The following is a 23556-nucleotide window of genomic DNA, read 5'->3' on the forward strand; positions in this document are numbered from 1 at the left end:
GCTGCGTTTCTGGCCGGCCCTTGCCCTGCCGCTGAGGATTGTCGGCCGGCATTTCCTGCGCTAGGCCGTCTGTTGTCTCGCTTCTGTAATAGGACCTTCCATGCTGAATTATCCCGCCATCGACCCGGTGGCCATTTCCCTGGGGCCCCTGGCCATCCACTGGTATGGGCTGATGTATGTGATCGGCTTCGTGGCGGCCTGGTGGCTGGGCTGCCGCCGAGCCTCCCGCCTGAGGCTGACCCGGGACGATATCGGTGACCTGATCTTCTATGCCGCCCTGGGCGTGGTGCTGGGCGGGCGCCTGGGCTATGTGCTCTTCTACGGCATGGACCGGCTACTGGAGAATCCGCTGTGGATCGTCCAGGTCTGGGACGGTGGCATGAGCTTCCACGGGGGCCTGATCGGGGTGCTGCTGGCGGCGCTCTGGTTTGCCCGCAAGAAAGGCCTGGCCTTCTTTACCCTCACCGATTTCGTCGCGCCCCTGGTTCCCATCGGCCTGGGCGCCGGACGCCTCGGCAACTTTATCAATGCCGAGCTTCCCGGTCGGGTGACGACTCTGCCCTGGGGGATGCCCTTTCCCGGCATGGGACCCGAGCCGCGCCACCCCTCGGCGCTCTATGAGGCGCTGCTGGAAGGCCTGGTATTGTTCGTGGTGTTGTGGTGGGTCTCCGCCAAGCCCCGGGCCCGAGGGCTGATCTCGGGGCTCTTCCTGGTGCTCTATGGCCTCTTCCGCTTCAGCGTGGAGTTCGTTCGCCTGCCCGATGCCCATATCGGCTTTATCGCCTTCGGCTGGGTCACCATGGGCATGCTGTTGACGCTGCCGATGATCCTCTCCGGCGCGGCGCTGATGCTCTGGTCGCGGCGCCAGCCCACGCCCTGAGTCGGCCTCTCGCTGCTGAGTGCGAGGGGGAGAAGGGCTCGCTTGCGCCGTGACGAGACCCCGACACGACGCAAGCCGGGTGACGCGCACAGGCCGGAACAAGGTCCATCTCGCCGGCCTTAATACGACATCCCTGTCGATTTGCGCTACCCGGCTCGCTAGGCGTCGGCATCACGGCTAAACCGCTTGCCCTCCTTCCCCTCACCCCTCTCGCCAGAACCCCTTGGGTGGGCCTAGCCTGTGGCATAGAATAGCGCCCACCACTTCTTGACCGCCGGAATCGCCGTGATCCCCGAGACCGCTTCGCAATCCGCTGCCCTGGAGCAGCCCTACCTCGACCTGATGCGCCAGGTGCTCGACCATGGCGTGGAGAAGCACGACCGCACCGGGGTGGGCACCCGCTCCCTGTTCGGCCACCAGATGCGCTTCGACCTGGCGCGTGGCTTCCCCCTGCTGACCACCAAGAAGCTGCACCTGCGCTCGATTATCCATGAGCTGCTGTGGTTCCTGGCCGGCGACACCAATATCGCCTACCTCAAGGAGAACGGGGTGCGCATCTGGGACGAGTGGGCGGATACCCAGGGCGAGCTGGGGCCGGTCTACGGCTACCAGTGGCGCAGTTGGCCCGATCCCAGGGGCGGCTCGGTGGACCAGATCGGCAAGGTGGTAGAGCAGATTCGCAGCAATCCCGATTCCCGACGACTGATCGTTTCCGCCTGGAATCCGGCCCAGGTAGACGAGATGGCGCTGCCGCCCTGCCATGCGCTCTTCCAGTTCTATGTGGCCGAGGGCCGCCTCTCCTGCCAGCTCTATCAGCGCAGTGCCGATATCTTCCTGGGGGTGCCCTTCAATATCGCCAGCTATGCGCTACTGACCCAGATGGTGGCCCAGGTCTGTGGCCTGAAGCCCGGGGAGTTTATTCATACCCTGGGGGACGCCCACCTCTACCTCAATCATCTGGAGCAGGCCGAGCTGCAGCTGACCCGCTCGCCGCTGCCCGCGCCGCGCCTGTGGCTCAATCCCGCGGTGGAGGACCTCTTCGCCTTCCGCTTCGAGGATATTCGTATCGAGGGCTATGAGGCGCATCCCCATATCAAGGCGGAGGTGGCGGTATGAGCCAGGCCGATGCTGTCCGGGTGCCGGTGGCGATGATCGCCGCGCTTTCTCACAATCGGGTGATCGGCGTGGATAACAAGCTGCCCTGGTATCTGCCCGAGGATCTCAAGTTCTTCAAGCGCATGACCCAGGGCAAGCCCCTGGTGATGGGGCGCAAGACCTTCCAGTCCATCGGCAGGCCCCTGCCGGGGCGGCTCAATATCGTGGTGACCCGGGATGCCGGTTTCGCCCATCCCGGGGTGCGCGTCTGCCACGACCTGGCCAGTGCCCTGGAGCTCGCCGAGCAGCAGGCGCTGCTCGAGGGCGCCGAGGAAATCATGGTGATGGGGGGCGGCGAGATCTACCGCCAGGCGCTGCCCTTCGCCAGTCGCCTCTATCTCACCGAGGTGGATCTGACCCTGGAGGGGGATGCCCGCTTTCCCGAACTGCCCATGGCGGCCTGGGAGGAAGTGCAACGCGTGGCCGGTACCCCGGTGGCAGGGCAGCCGAGTTACCACTTCGTGGCCTATCGCCGGCGTTAAGGGAGAGTTGTCACCGTGCCCAGGCTGGCACAGACTTGGCAAAGGCATGACACCGAGGGAGGGGGCGTCTTGAGCAGCGAAGCGAATCGACACTTGCTGGCGGCATTGGAAGGTCAGGTCGAGCGACGGCTCGATGAACTCGGCGCGGCCCGGCGGCGAATCGCCGAGCTGGAGGCGCGTAATCGACGCCTGGAAGCGGATAACCAGGCCCTGCGACAACGCCTCGAGGCCGAGCGGCCCGATGCGGGGGTGCCGCGCAGTCAGGGCCTGGCGGCGCTGATTGGGCGTCGCCCGCGTCCGCAAGAAGACGTGGCACAAGAACGCCAGGCCGGCGTCGAGAAAGCGTTGCCGCCTCGGGTCACCCCCACTGATGGGGACGCGACGGCTCCCCAGGAGCCGCTTTCCGCTCAGGAATCGCGCTCTTCTCAGGCCTCCCTCTCCTCACAGGAATCGCCTTCCTCACAGGAGTTGCTTTCTTCTCGGGAATCGCTCTCCTCTCAGGAATCGCTCTCCTCCCAGGAATCGCTCTCCTCCCAGGAATCGCTCTCCTCCCAGGAATCGCTCTCCTCCCAGGAATTGCTCTCTTCCCAGGAGTCCCTCCCCATCGAGGCGCCGCCCTCGCCCCAGGCGCTCTTGACCCAGTGGTACCAGCGCTATCCCCAGGCCTTCTTCAAGGGTCATACCCGGCCCCTCAAGGTGGGTGTCCACGAGGAACTGCTGGCCCGGGAGTCCTGGCCGGAGAAGTTGGTGCGCCGGGCCCTGGCCTGCTATGTGCATCTGCCCCGCTACCTCAAGGCGGTGCGGGCCGGGGCCCAGCGGGTGGGGTTGGATGGCGAGGCCGCCGGGACCGTGACCGAGGGCGAGGCCCGCTATGCCCATCGTCAGCTCGAGGCTTTCCTCAAGGAGCGGCGTAAGGGCGGCAAGGTGACCTCGGGCAAGGCCGGTCCGGGAAAGGCGGCCACCGGCCAGAAGCGATCGGGCAAGAAGGGACAGTCCTCTGCCGCCGAGTCCCGGAAGGGGCGGTCAGACGAGCAGCCGAGCGCCGATAAAGCGACGGGGCGCGAGTCCGACCCCAAGGCGCGCTTCACCCAGAAGCTGGATGCGCTATTGGCCAAGCATGGTCGTTGAGGTTGGTGCTTAGGCCAGGGTGCGACCCAGCGCCGCAGTCCCGGCTAATACAGCGTTGAGCGTCATGGGCTTGTCATGCGGGGCCGGCAGGCTATGATGGGCCGGGTGCGCAGGCGACCATGGCGAACGAGGGAAGTTCCGTGATCCGCGGATTAGCGATAGGAAAACAGTGTTTTTTCTTGTTGCGTTCTCTAAATTCCCGGTATAAGGTTTCTCCTGCGAGCATTGGACTATAACAAGGCTTGCTCAGGTAGCCGGCGCAGCGAGTTCGAGGAAAGGGCTCCTGCCGGGCGCCGGGAAAGCCGACTGCAACTACGCAGTAACGATCGAAACAGTAAGCTAGTAAGGACATATCGAGATGAAAAAGACTCTGTTAGCGACTGCCATCGCCGGCGCCATGGGCCTCTCCGCCGCTTCCGCTCAGGCCGCCACTGTCTATAACCAGGACGGTACCAAGCTGGATCTCTACGGTAATATCCAGCTTGCTTACTACAGCGTTGACGCTGGTATCGGCGGCAACGTCGACGAAATCGCCGATAACGGTTCCACCATCGGCGTGGCCGGCGAGCATGTGATCAACCCGGGCCTGGTCGGCTACTTCAAGGCCGAGTGGGAACACGATGCCGACGAAGAGAAGACTGCTGGCGGTATCAACACTGGTGACCAGGCCTATCTCGGCCTGCGCGGCGACTTCGGTGATGTTCGTCTGGGTTCCTACGATGCCCTGATCGATGACTGGATTCAGGATCCGATCACCAACAACGAATTCTTCGATGTCAGCGACTCCAGCACCGAAGCTAACCTCGTTGGTGTCGGTGGCATTAACGAGGGCGACAAGGTCACCTATACCTCTCCGGTCTTCGGCGGCTTCCAGTTTGCCCTGGGCACCCAGTACAAGGGCGAGGCCGAGGCCGAGAACGTTACCGATTCCGGTAATGCCTCCTTCTTCGCCGGTGCCAGGTACACCGTGGGCGCCTTCTCCATCGCCGCCGTCTACGACGACCTGGATAACTTCGCCGACGCCTTCCAGAACAACGGTAACTTCGGTGAGCAGTACGGCGTGACCGCTCAGTACACCATCGATAGCCTGCGCCTGGCCGCCAAGGTCGAGCACTTCGATAGCGACTTCGTCGACGCCGACGTTGACCTCTATGCCCTGAGCGCCCGCTACGGCTATGGCATGGGTGACGTCTACGGCGCCTACCAGTACGTTGACAACGAGGCCGAGGCCGACGAGCGCAACGAAGTCGTGCTGGGCGCTACCTACAACATCTCCGATGCCATGTATACCTTCGTCGAGGGTGCGGTACGTGACCGCGACCACGACGAAGGCGATGGCGTTGCCGTGGGTGTGACCTACCTGTTCTAAGTCGCCTTCTGGCCCAGGCCAGATGATTCGACGGAACGATCGAAAGCCGACCCTCAGGGGTCGGCTTTTTTTATCGGGATGCTTGGCTGGCGTGGTAACCTCGCTAGCACAGGAAAGCGGTTCCGATAGCCAGTAACAAGGAGTCCCATGAACGTTTCCAAGATTGCGATGGCCCTGGTGGTGGCGGGGCTCGCCGTCAGCGAGTCGGCCCTGGCCCAGAGCACCATGGAGCAGCGCTTCCGCGAGGAGGGGCGCCAGCTCGACCTCACCGGCTTCTTCAACGCCGAAAACGACGCCCGCAGCCGCACCTTCAACTTCGGTAGCGAGCAGGGGCACGCCTTTGAGGTGGCCGAGGAGGGCACCTATGAGTTGCGTAGCGAGCTGGTGGGAGGGGGCGACCCCGACTATCGGCTGCGCCTGGTGCTGCTGGATAGCCAAGGCGAAGTGGTGGCGCGTTTCGAGGGCCGGGGCGAGGCCTTGGCGCTGCGTCAGGCGCTAAGTCCAGGGGAATACCAGCTTCGGGTTGAAGGTCAGAAGTTCGGTAGCCGTGGTCATGGTGCTCATGGTTTCTATCTCACCGTTCGTGGCCTGGAGGGGGCCAGCGTCTCCGCGGGCGATGGCGGGGTGGTCTTTAGTCGTCGCGAGGGGAGTGGGGAAGCCTTCGTGCGCAGCAGCGAGCGCTCGGTGCGCCTGGGCGCCGCTGGCGTGGCGGCGGGAGCGGCCACCTCGGCCGAGGTATCTGGCGATAGCGCCGAGTCGGCCACCTCGGTCGATGCGGCGAACGATAGCGCCGAGGCATCTGTCGCGGCGGCGGAACCTGGTGAGCGCCGGGCGGCCGCCGAGTCCTCCGCTGAGGAGCCCGAGGTTCGCGAGCTGGCCACCGATGTGCGTATCCGTACCCGGGGCGAGGTCATGAACTTCGAGATGGCCGAGGCGGGGCGGGTCTCCATTGCGACGGAGACCTATCCGCCAGGCTACGAGGGCACCTACCGTATCGAGCTCGAGGTGGTGGACGGCCAGGGTAGCGTGGTGGCCGAGGGCGCCGGTCAGGGCTTCGATGGCGATGTGGCCATCGAACCGCGGCTGCCTGCGGGCCAGTACCGGATTCGCGTCCAGGGCCAGAAGTTCGGCACCGGCATGTCCGGGGTCAATAACTACGAGCTACGGGTGCGCCTGCTCGACTAGTCGAGCCTCGCTCCTGCCACAAGAAACAGGACGACGGGCCCCAATGGGCCCGTCGTTTTGGTATGGGGCGAATAATAAAGAGCCCCGGCCGTTGGCCGGGGCAAGATCGAAAGTGCGGTAAGCCGGTAAGGGGCTCTTTTCGGCCCGCGGGCTTAGAAGCTGTACTGCACCATGCCCTGCAGGCGCAGGGCGTCGCCATCGCGACCATCCACCACCTCGCGGCTGTGATAGCCCGCCTCGATGCCGTAGGTGACGTTGCGGATCGGCGACCAGATATAGTTCAGGTGCACGACCTCGAAGGTCTCGTTGGCGCCGCCGCTCAGGGCGCCGGCGGCGACCGCCTCGTCCAGGTCGGCCTGGGCCACGCCATAGCCCAGGGTGACATTGCCGGGGCCGGCGGCGGCGGTGATGCCCAGGGTGCCGCCGGTGGCCGGCTGGTCATCTCGCGTCGTGGCAGCTCCCGGGCCGCCACGCCGGAGGCTCCGCCCTTGCCTACGGTAACCCTCACCCCGGACATGGTCAGCCAGGGGCGCATGAAGCTCTCGAAGCGGCAATCCGCCGGCAGCGTCGTGGCACGCTGGCACGATACCGATGCCGCCGAGACCATAGAGGTAGTGGTGGGAGAGGGCGAGCCGGTCAACCGCCTGGCGACCACCTACCCAGACGAGGCGGTGGCCCGGGCCGCCGCCCAGGATGAGCTGCGCCGCGGGCAGCGTGGGGAGCAACGCCTCGACCTGACGCTGCCGGGCGACTCGCGCCTGATGGCCGAGGGCCGCCTGGTGCTGGAGGGCTTTTGCGAAGGCGCGGATGGCGAGTGGCTGAACACCAGCGTGGAGCACCAACTGGACGATTCCGGCTACCGCTGCCGGATACAGGCCGAGCTGCCATAGCCTGGCATCCATCGGGGACGCTGTATAAGCTGATTCTGTCTCATCACTCAACAAGGAGAGTCGCGCATGCGCAAGTTGATCACCGGGTTGGCACTGCTGGCCTTGCCCCTCGTTGGCCAAGCCCAGGAGATGCCGCGTTACGATGTGGAGAACCACTGCGAGCGAGTGGCCAGCGTCGGCGGCGACTTCAGCAACATGGTCTATAACGGCTGCATCGATATGGAGCAGGCTGCCTATAACGGCTTGAGGGGGAACTGGGGCTCCATTCCGGCGCGCACTCGTAGCCACTGTGATCGAGTGGCCAGCGTTGGCGGCTCTGGTAGCTACAGCACCCTGCAGGGCTGTGTGGATATGGAGATGTCGGCATCCGAGAGTCGGAGCCAGTTCAGCTACGACTGATCGAGCGGGGCTAGTCGTGAACTAGGAGGGCGCCCAGGGCGGTGCCTTTTTCGTGCCCGCGGCATGAGTGGGGCGTTATCGTTCGCTCAACGGCCACTGGTGCAAGCCGTTAGACAATCGCCCAAATCTCAGACGGTGAGTAATGCAGGGCACTGAAAAGGTAGGGAAAACGGCGTTGGTGCGGCTCTACCATTGAGCTACACCCGCTGGCATGATTGATAGCGGAGGCAGGCAGGAGCTGATGCTGTTCCGCCATTCTGGGCCTTGCCCTCCTGGCTTCTGTCCGACATCACCCGCTTTTCGCAGCCTGACCACTGACCTGCAACTCAGTGGCTGGGATGGGCTTTGGCTTGGTCAGCTACTTGCCATTACTGAGGTGGTCCCCAGGAGCTCCCCGACTGCTATCCCCCTGTTGCTTATCCCCCTGTTGCTTATCCCCCTTAGCCGGACACCTGCTGTTGCAGCACCAGGTAGCATAGGGGGGGCATTCAAAAAGTTGGCCAATGTCGAGCCCTCCTCTTCGATGTCCCCCGGATTCGGGAGCAACGGCTAAACCTTATCCGAGCCTGAAGATAGTGATCAAACGACGTGGCCGATAAGGCTTTTCCCATGGTGTCCAGTGGGGTTTTCGGCACGAAGTAGCAGGGGAGGGGAGATGGAGAAACCGCTCTAGAATGCGGGTTGGCGTGGCGCCCCCTTCAGGATTCGAACCTGAGACCTATCCCTTAGGAGGGGATTGCTCTATCCAGCTGAGCTAAGGGGGCGAGCCGCCAGGATTATACGGATCCCGGGCGGCAAGTTAAACCCATGAGGGGCTGCCGATTTCCGCCTCGAGAGCGAAGCGTGGCGGGCGCGTCGGGGTCAGGTAGCGCTCGATGATCTCGCTCTCCGCCATGGGGTGGCCGATATGAAAGCCTTGCGCCAGGTCGCAGCCCAGCAGGCGTAGCGTCTCCAGTTGCTCCTCACTCTCGATGCCCTCCGCCAGTACCTGCAGCCCCATGGCGTGGCCCATGCGGATGATCCCGCTGACGAACTGGCGACGATCCTCCCGCGCCTCCACATGGCGGGTCACGGTGCGATCGACCTTGAGGGTGTTCAGCGGCAGTTGGCTGACATAGGTGATGGAGGAGATCCCCGAGCCGAAGTCGTCCAGGGCGATCTGGGCGCCCAGGTTACGGGCCTCCTGAAGCAGGCCACAGGCCAGGTCCAGGTCATGGAAGTGGGTCGATTCCAGTACCTCTGCCACCAGGAAGGGGTGCATCAGGCCGTGGTGGTGACGCGCCGAGGCCAGGGATTCGACGATGGCGCCGGTCTCGATCTGATCCTGGGAGAGGTTGACGCCGATGGAGATCGCGTGACCCTCGGCATGGAAGCGCTTGGCCACCCGGGCCGCCTCGTCGATCAGCCAGCGGCCGTAGGGCAGGCTCAGCGACGACTGGGTGATCACGTCGATGAAATGCTGGGGGCCGAGTATCCCCTTCTCGGGGTGGCGCCAGCGGGCCAGGGCCTCGAAGCCGATGATGCTGCGGCGATGGATCGACAGGATCGGTTGGAAGAAGAGCTCGATCTGGCCGCCCTCGAAGGCTGCCTTGACCAGGGTATAGGCGTCCTGGCTCTCCGTCTGGCGTGCCAGGTCGGTGGCATGGGCGAGGCGATTCTTGCCCTGCTGCTTGGCCTCGTACATGGCGGCGTCGGCGGCGTCCAGCAACTGGGCGGCGCTGATCTCGTGGCTGGAGGTAAAGGCGATGCCGATGGATACCGAGACCTTGACCAGTTCGCCATTGTCGAGCTGGTAGGGGCGGATGATATCGTCCATCACCTTCCCGGCCACCTTGGCGGCCTTGTCGGCGGTGCCCAGGCCGGTCAGGGCAATCACGAACTCGTCGCCGCCGAAGCGGGCGGTGAGGTCGTTGGCGCGCATCAGGTGCTTGAGGCGGCGGCTGATCTCGATCAGCAGTTCATCGCCGCAGGCGTGGCCGTAGCTGTCGTTGATCGGCTTGAAGTCGTCCAGATCGAGAAACAACACCGCCAGGCCGCTCTGGGTATACTCCAGGCTGGCCAGCTGGCTCTCCAGCAGGGTATTGAAGTGCTCCCGGTTGAACAGCCCGGTCAGGGGGTCGTAGCTGGCCATGCGCTCGAGCCGCGCCTGGTTGAGGCGACGCTGGGTGATATCGCGGAACACCCCGATATAGTTGGCAATATGGCCGCTCTCATCGCGAATCGCCGAGATCGTAGTGTTCTCGATCAGTTGGCTGCCATCCTTGCGGGTGTTCCAGATGTCGCCGCTCCAGTAGCCACGGCTCTCCACCGCGGCGAACATGCTCTCGTAGAAGCCGGAGTCGTGCTTGCCGGAGGAGAGCAGGTTGGGCTTCTTGCCCAGGGCCTCGTCGCGCTGGTAGCCGGTCAATTCGGTGAAGGCCGGGTTGGTATCGATGATGCGCTTCTCGGCATCGGTGACCAGGATGCCGTCATGGGTGTTGTTGAATACCGCCTGGGCCAGTTCCAGGCGACGCTGATACGCCTCGCGTCGGCTGACGTCCCGATGGATGCCGATCAGGTAGCGTCGACCATCCGTGAGGCGCAGGCGTGACAGACTCAGTTCATTGCGGAAGGGCTCGCCATCCCCTCGCCGACAGGTCAGCGTCAGGGTAAAGGGGTGGCCATTGCGCAGCGCGCTCATCAGCGCCTGGCGGTGCGTCTCTTCCAGTCCCTCGGAAGCCAGTAGCGGACAGCGACCCCCCAGCAGCTCCTCGCGAGCGTAGCCGGTGAGGCGCTCGAAGGCGTGATTGACATAGGCCAGTCGGCCGCCGAGGGTATCGCCCTCGCTGATGCAGATCGCCAGGCTGGGGAAGTCGAGCAGCGTGCCGAGGTCGCCGTGGAATGGGCTCAAGAGGTCTCTCCCTGGGTGATGCAATGGCCTGAGTCGGGGGTAAGGTGTTATCGGCGGTATGTCATTGTAGCTTTAATGTTATCTGGCGTTTTCTTCGATAACGACTTGATCATCTGATCTATTCGATCATGCTGATGGCTCGGGCGGAGGCAAGGGAAGGGCAATGAAGGATCATGAGTACCGTCACCATGACGGCCTGGGGCTGGCGGCCCTGATACGCAGCGGCGAGGTCAGTCGCGAGGAGGTCTTCGAGGCGGCCTGTACCGCCATCGAACTGGACAATCCCCAACTGGGCGCGGTGGTACGCCGGCGCTACGAGCGGGCCCGTCATGAGGCCGGTGAGGTGGAGCCGCGCGCGCCTTTTGCCGGGGTGCCCTTCCTGACCAAGGACCTGCTGATGGGACTGGCGGACGAGCCGCTGAGCTTCGGCAGTGCCGCCCTGGCCAATTGGTCGCCCGAGGCGGATGCCACCCTGGTCAAGCGCTTCCGCCAGGCCGGCCTGGTGATCCTCGGCCAGAGCGGCTGCCCGGAGCTGGGGCTGATGGGCATCACCGAGCCCAAGGCCTTTCCCCACCCGGTCAATCCCTGGGGACGCGACTACTCGCCGGGGGGCTCCAGCGGCGGCAGTGCCGCCGCGGTGGCCGCGGGCCTGGTGCCCCTGGCGGGGGCCGGGGATGGCGGCGGTTCGATCCGCATTCCCGCCAGCCAGTGCGGCCTCTTCGGCCTCAAGCCCTCCCGCGGGCGGGTGCCGCTGGGGCCCGCCCATAGCGAGGTGTGGCAGGGCGCCGTGGTGGAGCATGCCCTGACCCGCAGCGTCCGCGACAGCGCCGCCCTGCTGGATGCCACCAACGGCATGGATGAGGGCGGGCCCTATCCGGTGCGCCACGAGAGCGGCTTCCTGGCGGCCCTGGAGCGTGCCCCGGAGCCGCTGACCATCGCCGTGTCCCTGGGCGAGCCGCTAAGCGCCCCCCTGGGCGCGACCCTGCACCCCGAGGTGCGCGAGGCGCTGGAGGTCGCGGCACGTCGCTGCGAGGCCCTGGGGCATCATGTGGAGTGGAGTGATCCCCCGGTGGACGGCGCGGCCCTGGCCCACAGCTACCTGACGCTCTACCTGGGGCACCTGAGTGCCGACCTGGCATGGATCGCCGAGCAGACCGGGGTCAGGGAGTCGCGGCTGGCGATCGAGCCGGCCACCCGCGCCATCGCCCGTCTCGGCCACCACCTCAAGGCCCGCGACTACGAGTTGGCCAAACGCCACTGGAACACCCTGGGGCGCGCCATGGGGGCCTTCCATCGTCGCTTCGACCTGCTATTGATGCCGGTGCTCAGCGCACCGCCGCCACGGCGCGGTAGTCTCTATCCGAGTCGCTGGCGGGAGGCGCTGATGGGCCTGCTGGCGCTGCCCGGCGCCGCCGCCCTGGCCCTCAAGGCGGGCGGGCTCGAGTCCCTGGCCCGGGAGTCGCTGCGCTACTCGCCCTTTACCCAGCTGGCCAACCTGACCGGCCAGCCGGCCATGTCGCTGCCGTTGCATATCACCCCGCAGGGCTTGCCGGTGGGGGTGCAGTGCCTGGGTCCCATGGGCAGTGAACGACGCCTGCTGCAGTTCGCCGCCCAGTTGGAGCGGGAGGTGAGCTGGGCGAGCCGTCTGCCGCTGGAAGTGCGTCCTGAGCCGCGCCCCGAGAGCGATCATGAGGGTGAGTCGACGGTCGCTCCTAAGGTTCGCCGTGAGCCACCCAGCGGGTAGAATGGGCGCCCCTTGACCTCAGGATCTGCCACCTTGTCCAGCGACGCGCCCCTCTCCGCCGATGGTGATCGCCACTTCGAGGGCCTGGCCGAGAAGTTCTCCGCCGGCCTCTATGGTTCGCCCCGCGGCGCCCTGCGCCTGGCGCTGCTCGATCACTGCCTGCCCCGCCAGCTCGAGCTCGGCGGCCAGCCGCTGCTCGACGTGGGCGGCGGCCTCGGCCAGATGGCCGCCTGGTTCGCCGCTCGTGGCCACGACGTGACCCTGGCCGAGCCGGCGGAGGAGATGCTGGCCCGGGCCCGGGAATCCCTGGCGGGGCAGCCGGTGCACTTCCTGCGCGAGCCCCTGCAGCGCCTGCCCGAGGCGGCCCCGGGGCCCTGGCCGCTGATCGTCTGCCATGCGGTGCTCGAGTGGCTGGCCGACCCCGAGGCGGCCCTGGCCACCCTGGCGGACCTGCTGGCCCCCGGCGGCCAGTTGTCGCTGATGGTCTTCAACCGGGACGCCCTGCGCTTCTCCAATGTGGTCAAGGGCAACCTGGAGAAGGCCCTGGCGGACCGCCTGGAGGGTACCGGCCGGCGCCAGCGCCTGACCCCCATCTCGCCGCTGACCCATGATCAGATCGCCACCTGGGCCGAGGCCCAGGGGCTCGAGATCACCGCCGTGGCGGGGATCCGCGTCTTCCAGGACTACCTGCGCGAGCGCCATCCCGACGAGGCGCAGCTGGAGCAGCTGCTGGCGCTGGAGCGCCGCTACTGCGACGTCGAGCCTCACTGGCGCCTGGGGCGCTACCTGCTCTATACCCTGCACAAACCCGAGTGACCGCCATGCCCGCCGAGACCCCCGTCTGCCAACTCCTTGAACGCCAGGAGCAGGACTACCGCCACTGGCTCTGGGTGGCCCCACCCCGGGACGCCTGGCTGTCCCCGCGAGACGCCGCCCTGCTCAGTGGCGATGCGGCCCAGTCGACCGACTGGCGCGCCCGGGGCGGCGTGGTCCATGACCCCTTCTCGACCGCCCCCCTGGGCGAGGTGCCGGGGGCGGTACTGTTCTGGCCCAAGAGCCATGCCCTGGGGGAGTGGTGGCTGCTGTCGCTCTGCCAGCGCCTGCCCGAGGGCACGCCCCTGTGGCTGGTGGGGGAGAACAACGGCGGCATCAAGCGGGTGCTCAAGGTGCTGGCGGCCCTGGGACTGGGCTGTCGCAAGCGCGACAGCGCCAGGCGCTGCAGCCTCTTCGAGACCCGGGTGGGGCGGGTGGCCCTCGACCCGGACCTGGCCTGGCAGCGCTTCGAGGCCGAGGGACTGACCCTGCATAGCCACCCGGGAGTCTTCGGTCACGGCAAGCTAGACGACGGCACCCGGCTACTGCTGGAGACCCTGGCGCCGCGCCTGCCCGAGGGGCCCTTGCGCGCCCTGGACATGGGCTGCGGCGACGGCATCCTGGCCTGCTGGCTGGCCCGCCGCGGAGCCAGGGTCAGTGCCACCGACATCAACGCCTTCGCGGTGGAGGCGACCCGGCGCAGCCTGGCCGCCAACGACCTGGTCGGGGAGGTGGTGGCCGGGGACGTCTATTCGGGGCTTCCCGAGGGGGCATGCTTCGAGCGCATCATCAGCAACCCGCCCTTCCACCAGGAGCGGGCCATCGACTATGGGCCGGCGGGGCGGCTGATTCGCGAGGCGCCGGAGCATCTCACGCCCGGCGGCGAGCTGTGGCTGGTGGCCAATGCCTTCCTGCCCTATCCCGACCTGCTGGAGGCCAGCTTCGGCGGCTTCGAGATCCTCGCCGACGACTGCCGTTTCCGGGTCTATCGGGCCATCAAGCGCTGAGTTGACCCTGGGCGTGGCTAAGGGGCGCTGGGGGCAGGGCCGAGCGGGGGTTTTTTGCCAGGGAAGGCAAAAGTAGCGCCCAGGGAAGGGTTTACCGCGCCCCGCGACGGCCTGTCCCCAGGTTAGCCCCGGGGTCTCGTCTGCGAGTTATGGCTCCCGGTAGCGGATCTCGGTAATCAGATAGGTGGTCTCGCCGCCGGGGGCGGCCACCGTTACCTCGTCATCCTCTTCCTTGCCCAGCAGCGCCTTGGCCAGGGGCGCGTCGATGCTGATCCAGCGCTTGGCGGTATCGGTCTCGTCGTGGCCGACGATACGCAGGGTCATCTCCTCGCCGTCATCGTCCTCCAGGGTGACAAAGGCGCCGAAGTAGACCCGGGAGGTGTCCGCCGGCAGGCGATCCACCACCTGCAGCTCGTCGAGGCGCTTGGTCAGGTAACGGATCCGCGCGATCACCCGGTTGAGTTCCTTCTTGTTGTAGGTGTAGTCGGCGTTCTCGCTGCGATCGCCCAGTGCTGCCGCCTCGCCCACCTTGGCCGACAGGGCCGGGCGCTTGACCCGCGAGAGGTGGTCGAGGATGCCACGCAGGCGCTCGGCGCCCTCGGCGGTGATCAGGTGGCTCTTGGGCTCCTGGCGCGGGTCCTTGGCCGGATCGCGCCAGCGGGTCATATTGCGGCCTTTCATGCGGGCTCTCCTTGGAACTATTGCTGCGACCATACTGCGCCGGTCCGACGCCGCCAAGGGGCGCCTACGACTTTGGTGGGCTAGGGTGTGATTCAAACGTTCGTTAGAGTGCCGAGTGAGTCATCGCCACAATAACAAGCAAGGAGTTCGACCATGCGCAAGTGTCACGCCCTCTCCGCCCTGACCCTGGGGCTAAGCCTCACCCTCTCGCCGCCGGCCATCGCCCAGCAGCAGGAAGCCGCCGAGCTGCGACAGCAGTGGGAGCGGATCACCACCCAGCCCGGCGAGCAGCGCGACGCCCTGGCGGCCCTGGCCGAGCGGGCCGAGACCCTGGTGGGGCAGTACCCCGAGGCCGCCGAGCTGTTGACCTGGCAGGGCATTATCCTCGCCTCCGAGGCTCGGGAGCGGGGCGGCCTGGGCGCCCTGAACCGGGCCCGCGGCGCCCGGGAGGCCCTGGAGCGGGCCATCGAACTCGACCCCCAGGGCCTCAATGGTTCCGCCTATGTGACCCTGGGCGCGCTTTACGATCGGGTGCCGGGCGGGCTGATCGGTTTCGGTGATGACGACACCGCCGAGGCGATGTTCCAGCGGGCCCTGGCGATTCGCCCCCAGGGCATCGACGTCAACTTCTACTATGCCGAGTTTCTCGCCGAATCGGGACAGGCGGCCCAGGCCAGAGAACACGCCCGCCGTGCCCTGGAGGGCGAGGCGCGCACCGAGCGCCAGGCCTCCGACGAGGCCCTGCGTACCCAGGCCCGAGCCTTGCTGCGTCGCCTCGAGGGATAAATTTCCCGATAGGTGAGCCGCTCGATAAGACGATGGCCGGCGCAACGACGTCGCCAGGATGCTGACGAGTAGCAAGCGACTCGCGGAAATCGACAGGGATGTCGATTTAGGAGTGGCGAGAGGGACCTCGGTCCGCTCCGACGCGTCAGTCGCGAGCGAAGCGTCAGGGTTTCATCCTGGCGAGAAGTGAGACGGTCATCGTCATCTCTGGTCGCTTCATCCGCTCACCGGTCTACCGCCTCTGCCTCGTCACTTACCGCGAGGCCTGCCAGGGTGAGCCTTGCCGCCCCGGCGGTTGGCATTCCCGCCCGGTGACCGGATAATGGCCCCTTCGCTGACCCCGGAGGTGTCATGGCCGATTCCGGCGACCGATCCTTGACCCTGCTCAGGCCCCGCTTCGGCAATACTGATGTGGAGCGCCTGGAGACCACTTGCCTGCATCAGGGCTTCTTCCGCCTGGAGGAGCGCACCCTGCGCCATCGTCTCTTCCAGGGCGGCTGGAGCCCCGCCATCCGGCGCGAGGTGCATGTGCGCCGGGACGCCGTGGGCGTGCTGCCCTATGACGTGGAGCGCGATCGCGTGGTGCTGGTGGAGCAGTTGCGTGCCGGCGCCCTGGATGACCCCCTGGGCCCCTGGAAGCTGGAACCGGTGGCCGGCCTGGTGGAGGAAGGGGAGGCCCCCGCCGAGGTGGCCCGCCGCGAGGCCCTCGAAGAGGCGGGCTGCAGCCTCGACGAGCTGATCGAGCTGCATACCTACTACCCCAGCCCCGGTGCCTGCAACGAGCGGGTCACCCTCTACCTGGGGTTGACCGACAGCCGCGGCCTGGGGGGCGTGCACGGCCTGGACAGCGAGCACGAGGATATCCAGGTACATGTGCTACCCTTCGGCGAGGCCTGGGAACTCCTCGAGGCCGGACGACTCGACAACGCCATGTGCCTGATCGCCTTCCACTGGTTGGCGCGGGAGCGGGCCGCATTGCGAGCACGGAGGTAACGCCATGGCAAGAGCCGCCTATGTATCCGACCTCAAGGGGCTGCAGGCCGAGTGCAGCATCAACTACCTGCGCCTGTCGCGCCTGGTGGGGGAGCTCGGCCCCGGCGAGACCCGCGAGATCGCCCTGCGCGGCCGCGACCAGCGCTACGGTTCCCTGTGGCTGGAACTGGTCGAACAGGCCCCCTATACCAGCCGCCTGCGGGTCTCCCAGAGCGGCGTCATGGACGCCTTCGTCGAGGCACCGCGCATGCTGGTGCACCTCTATCACGACGTGCGCATGGCCGAGGTCACCGACTTCCAGCGCCAGCGCCACTTTCATGGGCGTTACCGCTACCCCAATGCCCGCATGCACCAGCCCGACGAGAAGCTGCAGATCAACCGCTTCCTCGGCGAATGGTTGGAGCATGCCCTGGCCCATGGTCACTCCCTGGATCTGCCGGAGCTGAATTGATGCGCCTGGTGCAAGTCACCGATTGTCACCTGCATGCCGACCCCGCGGCCCGTTCCCGGGCCGGCGTGCCCCTGCGCCAGCTGCATCGGGTGCTGGAACACGCCCGGCGGCTGCGCCCCGATCTGCTGTTGGTCACCGGCGATGTCAGCCAGGACGAGACCCCCGCCTCCTATCGCCACGCCGCGGAGGCCTTCTCCGCCATGGAGTGCCCCTGGTTCTGGCTGCCCGGCAATCACGATCACGGCGACTTCATGGCCGAGGCCCGCGATTTCCACGACGAGCTCGACCTGGGCGCCTGGCGGCTGCTGATGCTCGATACCCGGGTGATCGGCCAGCCCCATGGCGAACTGGGGGCCGAGCGCCTCGCTGACCTGGCCAGCGCCCTGGCCATGGACGAGCGACCCACCCTGGTGGCCATGCACCATCCGCCCATGGCCATCGGCTCCGCCTGGATGGACGCCATCGGCCTGGCCGACGGCGAGGCCTTCTGGGAGACCCTGGCGCCTCACCCCCAGGTCAAGGCGGTGCTCTGCGGGCATATCCACCAGGCCTTCGCCGGGGCGCGGGCCTTGCCCGAGGGTGAGGTGGCGGTCTATGGCACGCCCGCCACCACCGACCAGTTTCTCGGCGGCTCCCCCGAGTTCGCCATCGACCAGGCCTCCCGTCCCGGCTACCGGGTGATCGACCTGGATGGCGAGCGGCTGACCACCTGGGTGGAGCGGGTCGACCTCTAGGCGGTCGGATGGCCCCTCTTATGCCTTAATCGGCTAAAAAGATAGTTCTTAATTCTTTGACGTTATCATTGCCCCCTCAGTACCCTAGCCGGCATGACGCTGCCATGGCGCGTCCGCGGGCGCTTATCCGGTCGATCCGACCCCCAGCGCTCGGCGTCCGACCGGCGCCACTGGCAGCCCACCCACGGCGATGCGCCGTCCCAGGTTACAAGAGGTTGCCAAGCCGCGATGCTTTCTCCCGAGCGACAGACCCATCTCAAGCAACTCGAAGCCGAGTCGATCCATATCATCCGTGAAGTGGCCGCCGAGTTCCGCAACCCGGTGATGCTCTACTCCATCGGCAAGGACTCCTCGGTGATGCTGCATCTGGCGCGCAAGGCCTTCTATCCCGGCACGCCTCCCTTCCCGCTGATGCACGTGGACACCACCTGGAAGTTCAAGGAGATGATCGCCTTCCGTGACCGCATGGCGGAAGAGGCGGGCATGGAGCTGCTGGTGCATACCAACGAGGAGGGGCGAGCGGCCAATATCAACCCCTTCGATCACGGCAGCGCCAAGTACACCGATACCATGAAGACCCAGGCCCTCAAGCAGGCCCTGGACAAGTACGGCTTCGATGCCGCCTTCGGCGGCGCCCGCCGCGACGAGGAGGCCAGCCGCGCCAAGGAGCGGGTCTACTCCTTCCGCGACAAGTTCCACCGCTGGGATCCCAAGAACCAGCGCCCGGAACTGTGGAACCTCTTCAACGGCAAGGTCAACAAGGGCGAGTCGATCCGCGTCTTCCCGCTCTCCAACTGGACCGAGCTGGATATCTGGCAGTACATCTACCTGGAGCAGATTCCTATCGTGCCCCTCTACTACGCCGCGCCGCGTCCGGTGGTGGAGCGCGACGGCATGCAGATCATGGTCGACGACGAGCGCCTGCCCCTGGAGCCGGGCGAGGTGCCCGAGGAGAAATGGGTGCGCTTCCGTACCCTGGGCTGCTACCCCCTCACCGGGGCGGTGGAGTCCCAGGCCGCGACCCTGCCGGAGATCATCCAGGAGATGCTGCTGACCCGCACCTCCGAGCGTAGCGGTCGTGCCATCGACCACGATCAGGCCGGCTCCATGGAGAAGAAGAAGCGCGAAGGCTACTTCTAACGACGCGCCGGCGGTTCATCGGGTCACCAGCTTCCAGTAAAGGGTTTGAAGATGTCACATCAATCGGCACTGATCGCGGACGATATCGAACAGTATCTCCACGAGCACGAGAACAAGGACCTGCTGCGCTTTATCACCTGCGGCAGCGTGGATGACGGCAAGTCGACGCTGATCGGCCGGCTGCTCCACGACTCCAAAATGATCTACGAGGATCAACTGGCGGCCATTACCCAGGCCTCCAAGACCAGCGGTACCACCGGCGAGGAGGTGGACCTGGCGCTGCTGGTGGACGGCCTGCAGTCGGAGCGCGAGCAGGGCATTACCATCGACGTGGCCTATCGCTTCTTCTCCACCGACAAGCGCAAGTTCATTATCGCCGACACCCCGGGTCACGAGCAGTACACCCGCAACATGGCCACCGGGGCCTCCACCGCGAGTCTCGCCATCATCCTGATCGACGCCCGTTACGGGGTGCAGACCCAGACCCGGCGCCACAGCTTTATCGCCGACCTGCTGGGCATTCAGCACCTGGTGGTGGCGATCAACAAGATGGACCTGGTGGACTTCGCCGAGCAGCGCTTCCACGAGATCGTCGCCGAGTACCAGCAGGTGGCCGAGAAACTGAAGGCCCGGGATATCCGCTTCGTGCCGATCTCGGCGCTGAAGGGCGATAACGTGGTCAACCAGAGCGAGGGGATGTCCTGGTACGACGGCCCGGCGCTGCTCGAGCTGCTCGAGGGGGTGGAGATCTCCCGGGACCAGAACCTCACCGACCTGCGCCTGCCGGTGCAGTACGTCAATCGCCCCAACCTGGATTTCCGCGGCTACTGCGGCACCCTGGCCGCCGGCATCCTGCGTCCCGGCCAGGCCATTCAGGTGCTGCCCTCCGGCAAGCGCTCCACGGTGGCACGCATCGTCACCCAGGATGGCGACCTGGAGGTGGCCTATCCCGGCCAGGCGATCACCGTGACCCTGGAGGACGAGATCGATGTCTCCCGGGGCGACTGGCTGGTCGCCGCCGATGCCGAGGTGCCCAGTTCCAACGTCTTCGAGGCGGATATCGTCTGGATGCACGAGGATGCCCTGACCCCGGGTCGCCTCTACGACTTCAAGCTGGCCACCCGGGACATCTCCGGCCAGGTCAGCACTATCGACTACCAGGTGGACGTCAACACCCTGGAGCATCACCCGGCGGAACGCCTGGAGCTTAATACCATCGCCCGCTGCCAGGTGGAGCTGACCGCCGAGGTGCCGGTGGACGACTATCGCCGTAGCCCGGGCACCGGCAGCTTCGTGGTGATCGATCGCCTGAGCAACGTCACCGTGGGTGCCGGCATGGTTCGCGGCCTGGGGCAGGCTCGCCAGGCCCAGCCCGGCCAGGTGGACTGGGCGGCCTTCGAGCAGGACCTCAATGCCCTGGTGCGCAAGCACTTCCCGCACTGGGAAGCCAAGGATATTCGCGACCTGCTGGGTTAAGTCAAAGCCCAGGTGAAGCGACGCCCCCGACGGTCTCTGCCGTCGGGGGCGTCCGTGTTTTGGGTCTTCGCTGATCAGCGTGAACCACGACCTAGTGTACTCCCTGCTTCAGACATACAAGTTTGGTGTTGCCGACGGTCCGACGGTCCGACGGTCCGACGCGCTTGTATGTTTGAAGGAGGCCCAGAACGGCCGGGATTCCCGGGGGTCGAAGCGAACAGAGAGATAGAGGAGGGTGGAAGGCGTGATCTGGCTGCTGCTGGTGGGTGGGCTCCTGGCCTTGTTCCTGTTGCCCAATGTCTGGGCGCGCTGGGTGCTGGCGCGCCATAGCGCCCCGCGGGATGACTATCCCGGCAGCGGCGGCGAGCTGGCCGAGCATCTGGTCGAGCGCCTGGGGCTCGAGGGGGTGGAAGTGGAGGTCACCGAGGCGGGGGATCACTACGACCCCGAGGCCAGGCGGGTGCGCCTGAGCCCGGAGCATTTCGAGGGATGTTCCCTGACCGCGGTGACGGTGGCGGCCCATGAGGTGGGTCACGCCATCCAACATCACCAGGGCTATCAACCGCTGCTGGCGCGTACCCGCCTGGTGCGCCTGGCCCAGGGCGCCGAGAAGCTCGGCGCGGCGCTGATGATGGCCGCGCCGCTGCTGTTTCTCTTGACCCGCACCCCCACTGGCCTGGCCCTGGTGATCCTGGCCGCGGTGCTGAGCTTCGGCACCGCCGCCCTGGTGCACCTGATCACCTTGCCGGTGGAGCTGGACGCCAGCTACCGCCGCGCCCTGCCGCTGCTCAAGGAGTATGTGCCTCCCTACGATATGCCGGCGGCCCGCCACCTGCTCACCGCCTGTGCCTTCACCTATGTGGCGGCGTCGCTGGCCAGCCTGCTCAACCTGGGGCGCTGGCTGGTGATCTTGCGGCGCTAAGGGCTTCAGGCCGGGCGATTGGCGATCACCACCGCCCGCCGCGGGGCCGGGTAGCCTTCGCGGGTCTTCGTCGGGTCCTCGGGATCGAGGAAGTCGGCCAGGGACTGGAAGGTCATCCAGTCGGTGGAACGCTGCTCCTCGGTGGTGGTGACCGCCTCGTCCACCACCCGGACATTGTCGAAGCCGCAGCGCTCCAGCCAGTGACACAGGGCTTGTGAGGAGGGCAGGAAGTAGACATTGGGCATGGCGGCGTAGCGCTCGCCGGGCAGCAGCACCGTGGTCTCGTCGCCCTCCACCACCAGGGTCTCCAGCACCAGTTCGCCCCCCGGGCGCAGGCACGCCTTGAGCTTGAGCAGGTGCTCCAGGGGCGAGGGGCGGTGGTAGAGCACCCCCATGGAGAAGACCGTATCGAACCACTGCAGGTCGTCGGGGACCGCCTCGATGCCCACCGGCAGGAAGTGGGTGCGGTGGGTGTCCCGGTCGCCGACGAAGTGGCGTACCGCCTGGAACTGGTAGTAGAAGCGCGGCGAGGGGTCGATCACCAGCACGAAGGAGGCCCCGGCCCCGGCCATGCGCCAGCCGTGGTAGCCGCTGCCGCCGCCCACGTCGAGCACCCGGCGCCCGGCCAGGTCGGCCAGGTGCGGGGCCAGGCGCTGCCACTTCCAGTCGGAGCGCCATTCGGTGTCGATGCTGATGCCGCCCAGCCGATAGGGGCCCTTGCGCCAGGGGGCGAGTTTCCTCAGCAGGTTCTCGCACTGGCGGCGCTGGCTGTCGTTGAGGGCCACCTCGACGCCGACGGTATCGGTATCCAGGTAGGCCTCGCGTTCCTCGGGGAGCGGCGGCAGCTTGGCCACGGCCTTCTCCCAGGCCGGCAGGTCGCCGAAACGTTGGCGGTCGAGGCCCTGGGCCAGCTGTTCCGGCAGGCGGGCCAGCCAGGTCTCCAGGCCCTGGTCGAGGAAGGCGCGGTAGAGGTCGCGATGGGGGCTGTTCATAGGATCCTTAAAAAGTGCACCAGCCGCTGGCCTCCATCAGTCGATAACGCCAGTAGCGCCAGGGCGTGGCGTCGTCCCGGGCCGGGAAGGGGCGGCTATGGGTTTCTCCGTGGCGATTATGCCAGTAGCGAAGAAAGCTTGCCCGGGCCCGGCGGATCACCGGGTGATCCGCCGCGGCCTCCAGTTGGATATTGGCCTCGAAGTTGTTGTCGTCGAGGCTGCGCCGGCTGAGGTTGGCGGAGCCCAGCAGCAGGGTGGCGGGAGCCCCGGGGCGCTGGTGGAGCAGCCACTTGGCATGGCCCTGGGCCTCGGCATCGCCGTACCAGCGGATGGCCAGGCCCCGGCGGGCCAGCTCCCGGGCCGCCGGGCGGTTGGGAATCCCGGGGCTGGCGTGGCCGAAGTGGTGGTCGTTAGGATCCAGCAGCAGGCGGATCGCCACGCCGCGGCGCCGGGCGGCCAGCAGGGCGTGGATCACCCGGCGATGGGCCAGGTAGTAGGCGCACACCCAGAGGCGATCGCCGGGGCGGGCCTCGGCGAGCAGCGTCAGCAGGGTGTCGCGGACGGCGCCCTCGGTGAGCAGACGCAGCCGTGGAAGGGAGGACGGTTCGCCGCCTGGCGGGGCCGGGCAGGGCGGTAGCCAGCCGAGGCCGGAGCGCCGCGCCAGGGCCAGCTCGCTATGCAGCAGGTCCTGGGCCGCGGGGCCGCCCAGGCTCAGGGCGGCGTTGCGATAATCGCGGCTCGCCTCGTCGGCATTGGCCGAGCCCAGCACCGCCCGCCAGCCGTCGCCCTCGTCCACCACCAGGGTCTTGCGATGGTCGGCGTTGAGGTTGAGCAGCGCCAGGTAGCTGCGCAGGGAGACCCGACCGGGCCCCAGGGGATCGGGCAGCCAGCCGCCCCGGGGCGAGTTGCCCAGGGGGCGAAAGAGCCCTCGCCAGAGCGCCGACCAGCTCGGGTTGGGATCGCGCCCCGGGGTCAGGTCGCAGCTGACCACCCGAATGCCGGCGCGGCGCAGGCGTTCCAGCTGAGGCGCCTCGCGCCCGCCGTAGCGGTGATTGATGGGATCCACCAGGACCACCGCCTCCAGGGCCGGCACCCGGGCCTTGCGCTGGATCAGCGCCTGGCACAGCGCCCGTCCCAGGAGGCCATCATCGAGCAGGAAGAGGTCGATCATCACCAGGCGGCGGGCCTGGGCGATCAGGCGGTGCCATTCGGCGAAGATGGCCTGGCGTCGGCGGCGTCGTCCTGAGGTATCCGCATAGGTCTCGTCGAGCAGCAGGCGCAGGTCGCCGGCGCTTCGCCAGGGACCCACCACATGCAGGCCCGGCGGCAGCGGCTTGTGGCGGTGCCACCAGGCGGTGGCCAGCCAGGCGCCGCCGAGGGGCAGCAAGAGGGCGAGCAGGGTAGGCGACATGGAGAGCCTCCCGGCCCCGCCGGCGCCC

General features: G+C 66.8%; 23 protein-coding genes and 1 tRNA gene. 18 read left to right on the forward strand and 6 right to left on the reverse strand.

Annotated elements, in window-relative coordinates; all coding sequences use genetic code 11:
- Positions 1–100: 100 nt before the first annotated feature.
- The 6 genes from lgt to ACQ1W9_RS05590 all read left to right on the forward strand — a co-directional run bounded on the left by lgt (position 101) and on the right by ACQ1W9_RS05590 (position 6199).
- Positions 101–880 carry a prolipoprotein diacylglyceryl transferase gene (gene lgt, locus ACQ1W9_RS05565; RefSeq protein ID WP_431025720.1) on the forward strand — a complete coding sequence of 260 codons (780 nt, stop codon included), beginning with the start codon at positions 101–103 and terminating at the stop codon, positions 878–880.
- A 342-nt stretch (positions 881–1222) separates the two neighbouring features.
- Complete coding sequence (locus ACQ1W9_RS05570; protein ID WP_431026410.1) at positions 1223–1996, forward strand: thymidylate synthase; 774 nt, start codon at positions 1223–1225, stop codon at positions 1994–1996.
- Entirely contained in the window at positions 1993–2517 is a 525-nt protein-coding gene (locus tag ACQ1W9_RS05575) for a dihydrofolate reductase (protein ID WP_431025721.1), read from the forward strand. The genes ACQ1W9_RS05570 and ACQ1W9_RS05575 overlap by 4 nt, the downstream gene beginning before the upstream one ends.
- Positions 2518–2586: 69 nt before the next feature.
- The gene (locus ACQ1W9_RS05580; protein WP_431025722.1) at positions 2587–3645 is read left to right on the forward strand and encodes a ProQ/FINO family protein; all 1059 of its coding nucleotides are present in this window, start codon (positions 2587–2589) and stop codon (positions 3643–3645) included.
- A 358-nt stretch (positions 3646–4003) separates the two neighbouring features.
- On the forward strand, positions 4004–5014 hold the full coding sequence (locus tag ACQ1W9_RS05585; protein WP_431025723.1) for a porin: 1011 nt from the start codon (positions 4004–4006) through the stop codon (positions 5012–5014).
- 147 nt (positions 5015–5161) lie between these two features.
- On the forward strand, positions 5162–6199 hold the full coding sequence (locus ACQ1W9_RS05590; protein WP_431025724.1) for a hypothetical protein: 1038 nt from the start codon (positions 5162–5164) through the stop codon (positions 6197–6199).
- A 152-nt stretch (positions 6200–6351) separates the two neighbouring features.
- Here ACQ1W9_RS05590 and ACQ1W9_RS05595 read toward each other — a convergent pair whose 3' ends face one another.
- Positions 6352–6564: a hypothetical protein gene (locus ACQ1W9_RS05595; protein WP_431025725.1), complete on the reverse strand. Its 213-nt coding sequence runs from the start codon at positions 6562–6564 to the stop codon at positions 6352–6354.
- A 123-nt stretch (positions 6565–6687) separates the two neighbouring features.
- Between ACQ1W9_RS05595 and ACQ1W9_RS05600 the strand changes: the two genes are divergently transcribed.
- On the forward strand, positions 6688–7089 hold the full coding sequence (locus tag ACQ1W9_RS05600) for a phage late control D family protein (RefSeq protein ID WP_431025726.1): 402 nt from the start codon (positions 6688–6690) through the stop codon (positions 7087–7089).
- 66 nt (positions 7090–7155) lie between these two features.
- The gene (locus tag ACQ1W9_RS05605) at positions 7156–7488 is read left to right on the forward strand and encodes a hypothetical protein (RefSeq protein WP_431025727.1); all 333 of its coding nucleotides are present in this window, start codon (positions 7156–7158) and stop codon (positions 7486–7488) included.
- 687 nt (positions 7489–8175) lie between these two features.
- Here the strand turns inward: ACQ1W9_RS05605 and ACQ1W9_RS05610 are convergent.
- Together ACQ1W9_RS05610 and ACQ1W9_RS05615 are read right to left on the reverse strand one after the other, a co-directional pair.
- A tRNA-Arg gene (locus ACQ1W9_RS05610) sits at positions 8176–8252 on the reverse strand.
- A 35-nt stretch (positions 8253–8287) separates the two neighbouring features.
- Positions 8288–10378 carry a putative bifunctional diguanylate cyclase/phosphodiesterase gene (locus tag ACQ1W9_RS05615; protein ID WP_431025728.1) on the reverse strand — a complete coding sequence of 697 codons (2091 nt, stop codon included), beginning with the start codon at positions 10376–10378 and terminating at the stop codon, positions 8288–8290.
- A 163-nt stretch (positions 10379–10541) separates the two neighbouring features.
- Between ACQ1W9_RS05615 and ACQ1W9_RS05620 the strand changes: the two genes are divergently transcribed.
- From ACQ1W9_RS05620 to ACQ1W9_RS05630, 3 genes are read left to right on the forward strand one after another with little or no spacing between them, the layout of a single operon-like run.
- Positions 10542–12122, forward strand: a complete 1581-nt coding sequence (locus ACQ1W9_RS05620) for an amidase (protein WP_431025729.1) — start codon at positions 10542–10544, stop codon at positions 12120–12122.
- A 33-nt stretch (positions 12123–12155) separates the two neighbouring features.
- On the forward strand, positions 12156–12938 hold the full coding sequence (locus ACQ1W9_RS05625) for a methyltransferase domain-containing protein (RefSeq protein ID WP_431025730.1): 783 nt from the start codon (positions 12156–12158) through the stop codon (positions 12936–12938).
- Between the two features lie 5 nt (positions 12939–12943).
- Positions 12944–13942 (forward strand): methyltransferase, encoded by a 999-nt coding sequence (locus ACQ1W9_RS05630; RefSeq protein WP_431025731.1) that lies wholly within the window; start codon positions 12944–12946, stop codon positions 13940–13942.
- A gap of 147 nt (positions 13943–14089) precedes the next feature.
- On the opposite strand, the gene greB is transcribed toward ACQ1W9_RS05630, so the two are convergent.
- Positions 14090–14623, reverse strand: a complete 534-nt coding sequence (greB, locus tag ACQ1W9_RS05635) for a transcription elongation factor GreB (protein ID WP_431025732.1) — start codon at positions 14621–14623, stop codon at positions 14090–14092.
- 153 nt (positions 14624–14776) lie between these two features.
- On the opposite strand from greB, the gene ACQ1W9_RS05640 reads away from it, so the two are divergent.
- From ACQ1W9_RS05640 to ACQ1W9_RS05670, 7 genes are all read left to right on the forward strand, one after another.
- Positions 14777–15409 (forward strand): tetratricopeptide repeat protein, encoded by a 633-nt coding sequence (locus tag ACQ1W9_RS05640; protein WP_431025733.1) that lies wholly within the window; start codon positions 14777–14779, stop codon positions 15407–15409.
- Positions 15410–15760: 351 nt separating this feature from the next.
- The gene (locus ACQ1W9_RS05645) at positions 15761–16402 is read left to right on the forward strand and encodes an NUDIX domain-containing protein (protein WP_431025734.1); all 642 of its coding nucleotides are present in this window, start codon (positions 15761–15763) and stop codon (positions 16400–16402) included.
- A gap of 4 nt (positions 16403–16406) precedes the next feature.
- On the forward strand, positions 16407–16853 hold the full coding sequence (locus tag ACQ1W9_RS05650) for a DUF1249 domain-containing protein (RefSeq protein WP_346061193.1): 447 nt from the start codon (positions 16407–16409) through the stop codon (positions 16851–16853).
- Positions 16853–17587, forward strand: coding sequence for a phosphodiesterase (locus ACQ1W9_RS05655; RefSeq protein WP_431025735.1), 735 nt, complete (start codon positions 16853–16855; stop codon positions 17585–17587). Before ACQ1W9_RS05650 ends, ACQ1W9_RS05655 begins: the two co-directional genes overlap by 1 nt.
- Positions 17588–17815: 228 nt before the next feature.
- The gene (cysD, locus tag ACQ1W9_RS05660; RefSeq protein WP_431025736.1) at positions 17816–18727 is read left to right on the forward strand and encodes a sulfate adenylyltransferase subunit CysD; all 912 of its coding nucleotides are present in this window, start codon (positions 17816–17818) and stop codon (positions 18725–18727) included.
- Positions 18728–18778: 51 nt separating this feature from the next.
- Positions 18779–20203, forward strand: a complete 1425-nt coding sequence (cysN, locus tag ACQ1W9_RS05665) for a sulfate adenylyltransferase subunit CysN (protein ID WP_431025737.1) — start codon at positions 18779–18781, stop codon at positions 20201–20203.
- A gap of 247 nt (positions 20204–20450) precedes the next feature.
- Positions 20451–21125, forward strand: a complete 675-nt coding sequence (locus tag ACQ1W9_RS05670; protein ID WP_431026411.1) for a zinc metallopeptidase — start codon at positions 20451–20453, stop codon at positions 21123–21125.
- Between the two features lie 5 nt (positions 21126–21130).
- On the opposite strand, the gene cmoB is transcribed toward ACQ1W9_RS05670, so the two are convergent.
- Both cmoB and ACQ1W9_RS05680 read right to left on the reverse strand, forming a co-directional pair.
- On the reverse strand, positions 21131–22117 hold the full coding sequence (cmoB, locus tag ACQ1W9_RS05675; RefSeq protein ID WP_431025738.1) for a tRNA 5-methoxyuridine(34)/uridine 5-oxyacetic acid(34) synthase CmoB: 987 nt from the start codon (positions 22115–22117) through the stop codon (positions 21131–21133).
- 7 nt (positions 22118–22124) lie between these two features.
- Positions 22125–23528: a phospholipase D-like domain-containing protein gene (locus ACQ1W9_RS05680; RefSeq protein ID WP_431025739.1), complete on the reverse strand. Its 1404-nt coding sequence runs from the start codon at positions 23526–23528 to the stop codon at positions 22125–22127.
- Positions 23529–23556 lie beyond the last annotated feature (28 nt).

The sequence above is a fragment of the Halomonas sp. H5 genome (genome assembly GCF_050613175.1).
Classification (GTDB): domain Bacteria; phylum Pseudomonadota; class Gammaproteobacteria; order Pseudomonadales; family Halomonadaceae; genus Bisbaumannia; species Bisbaumannia salifodinae.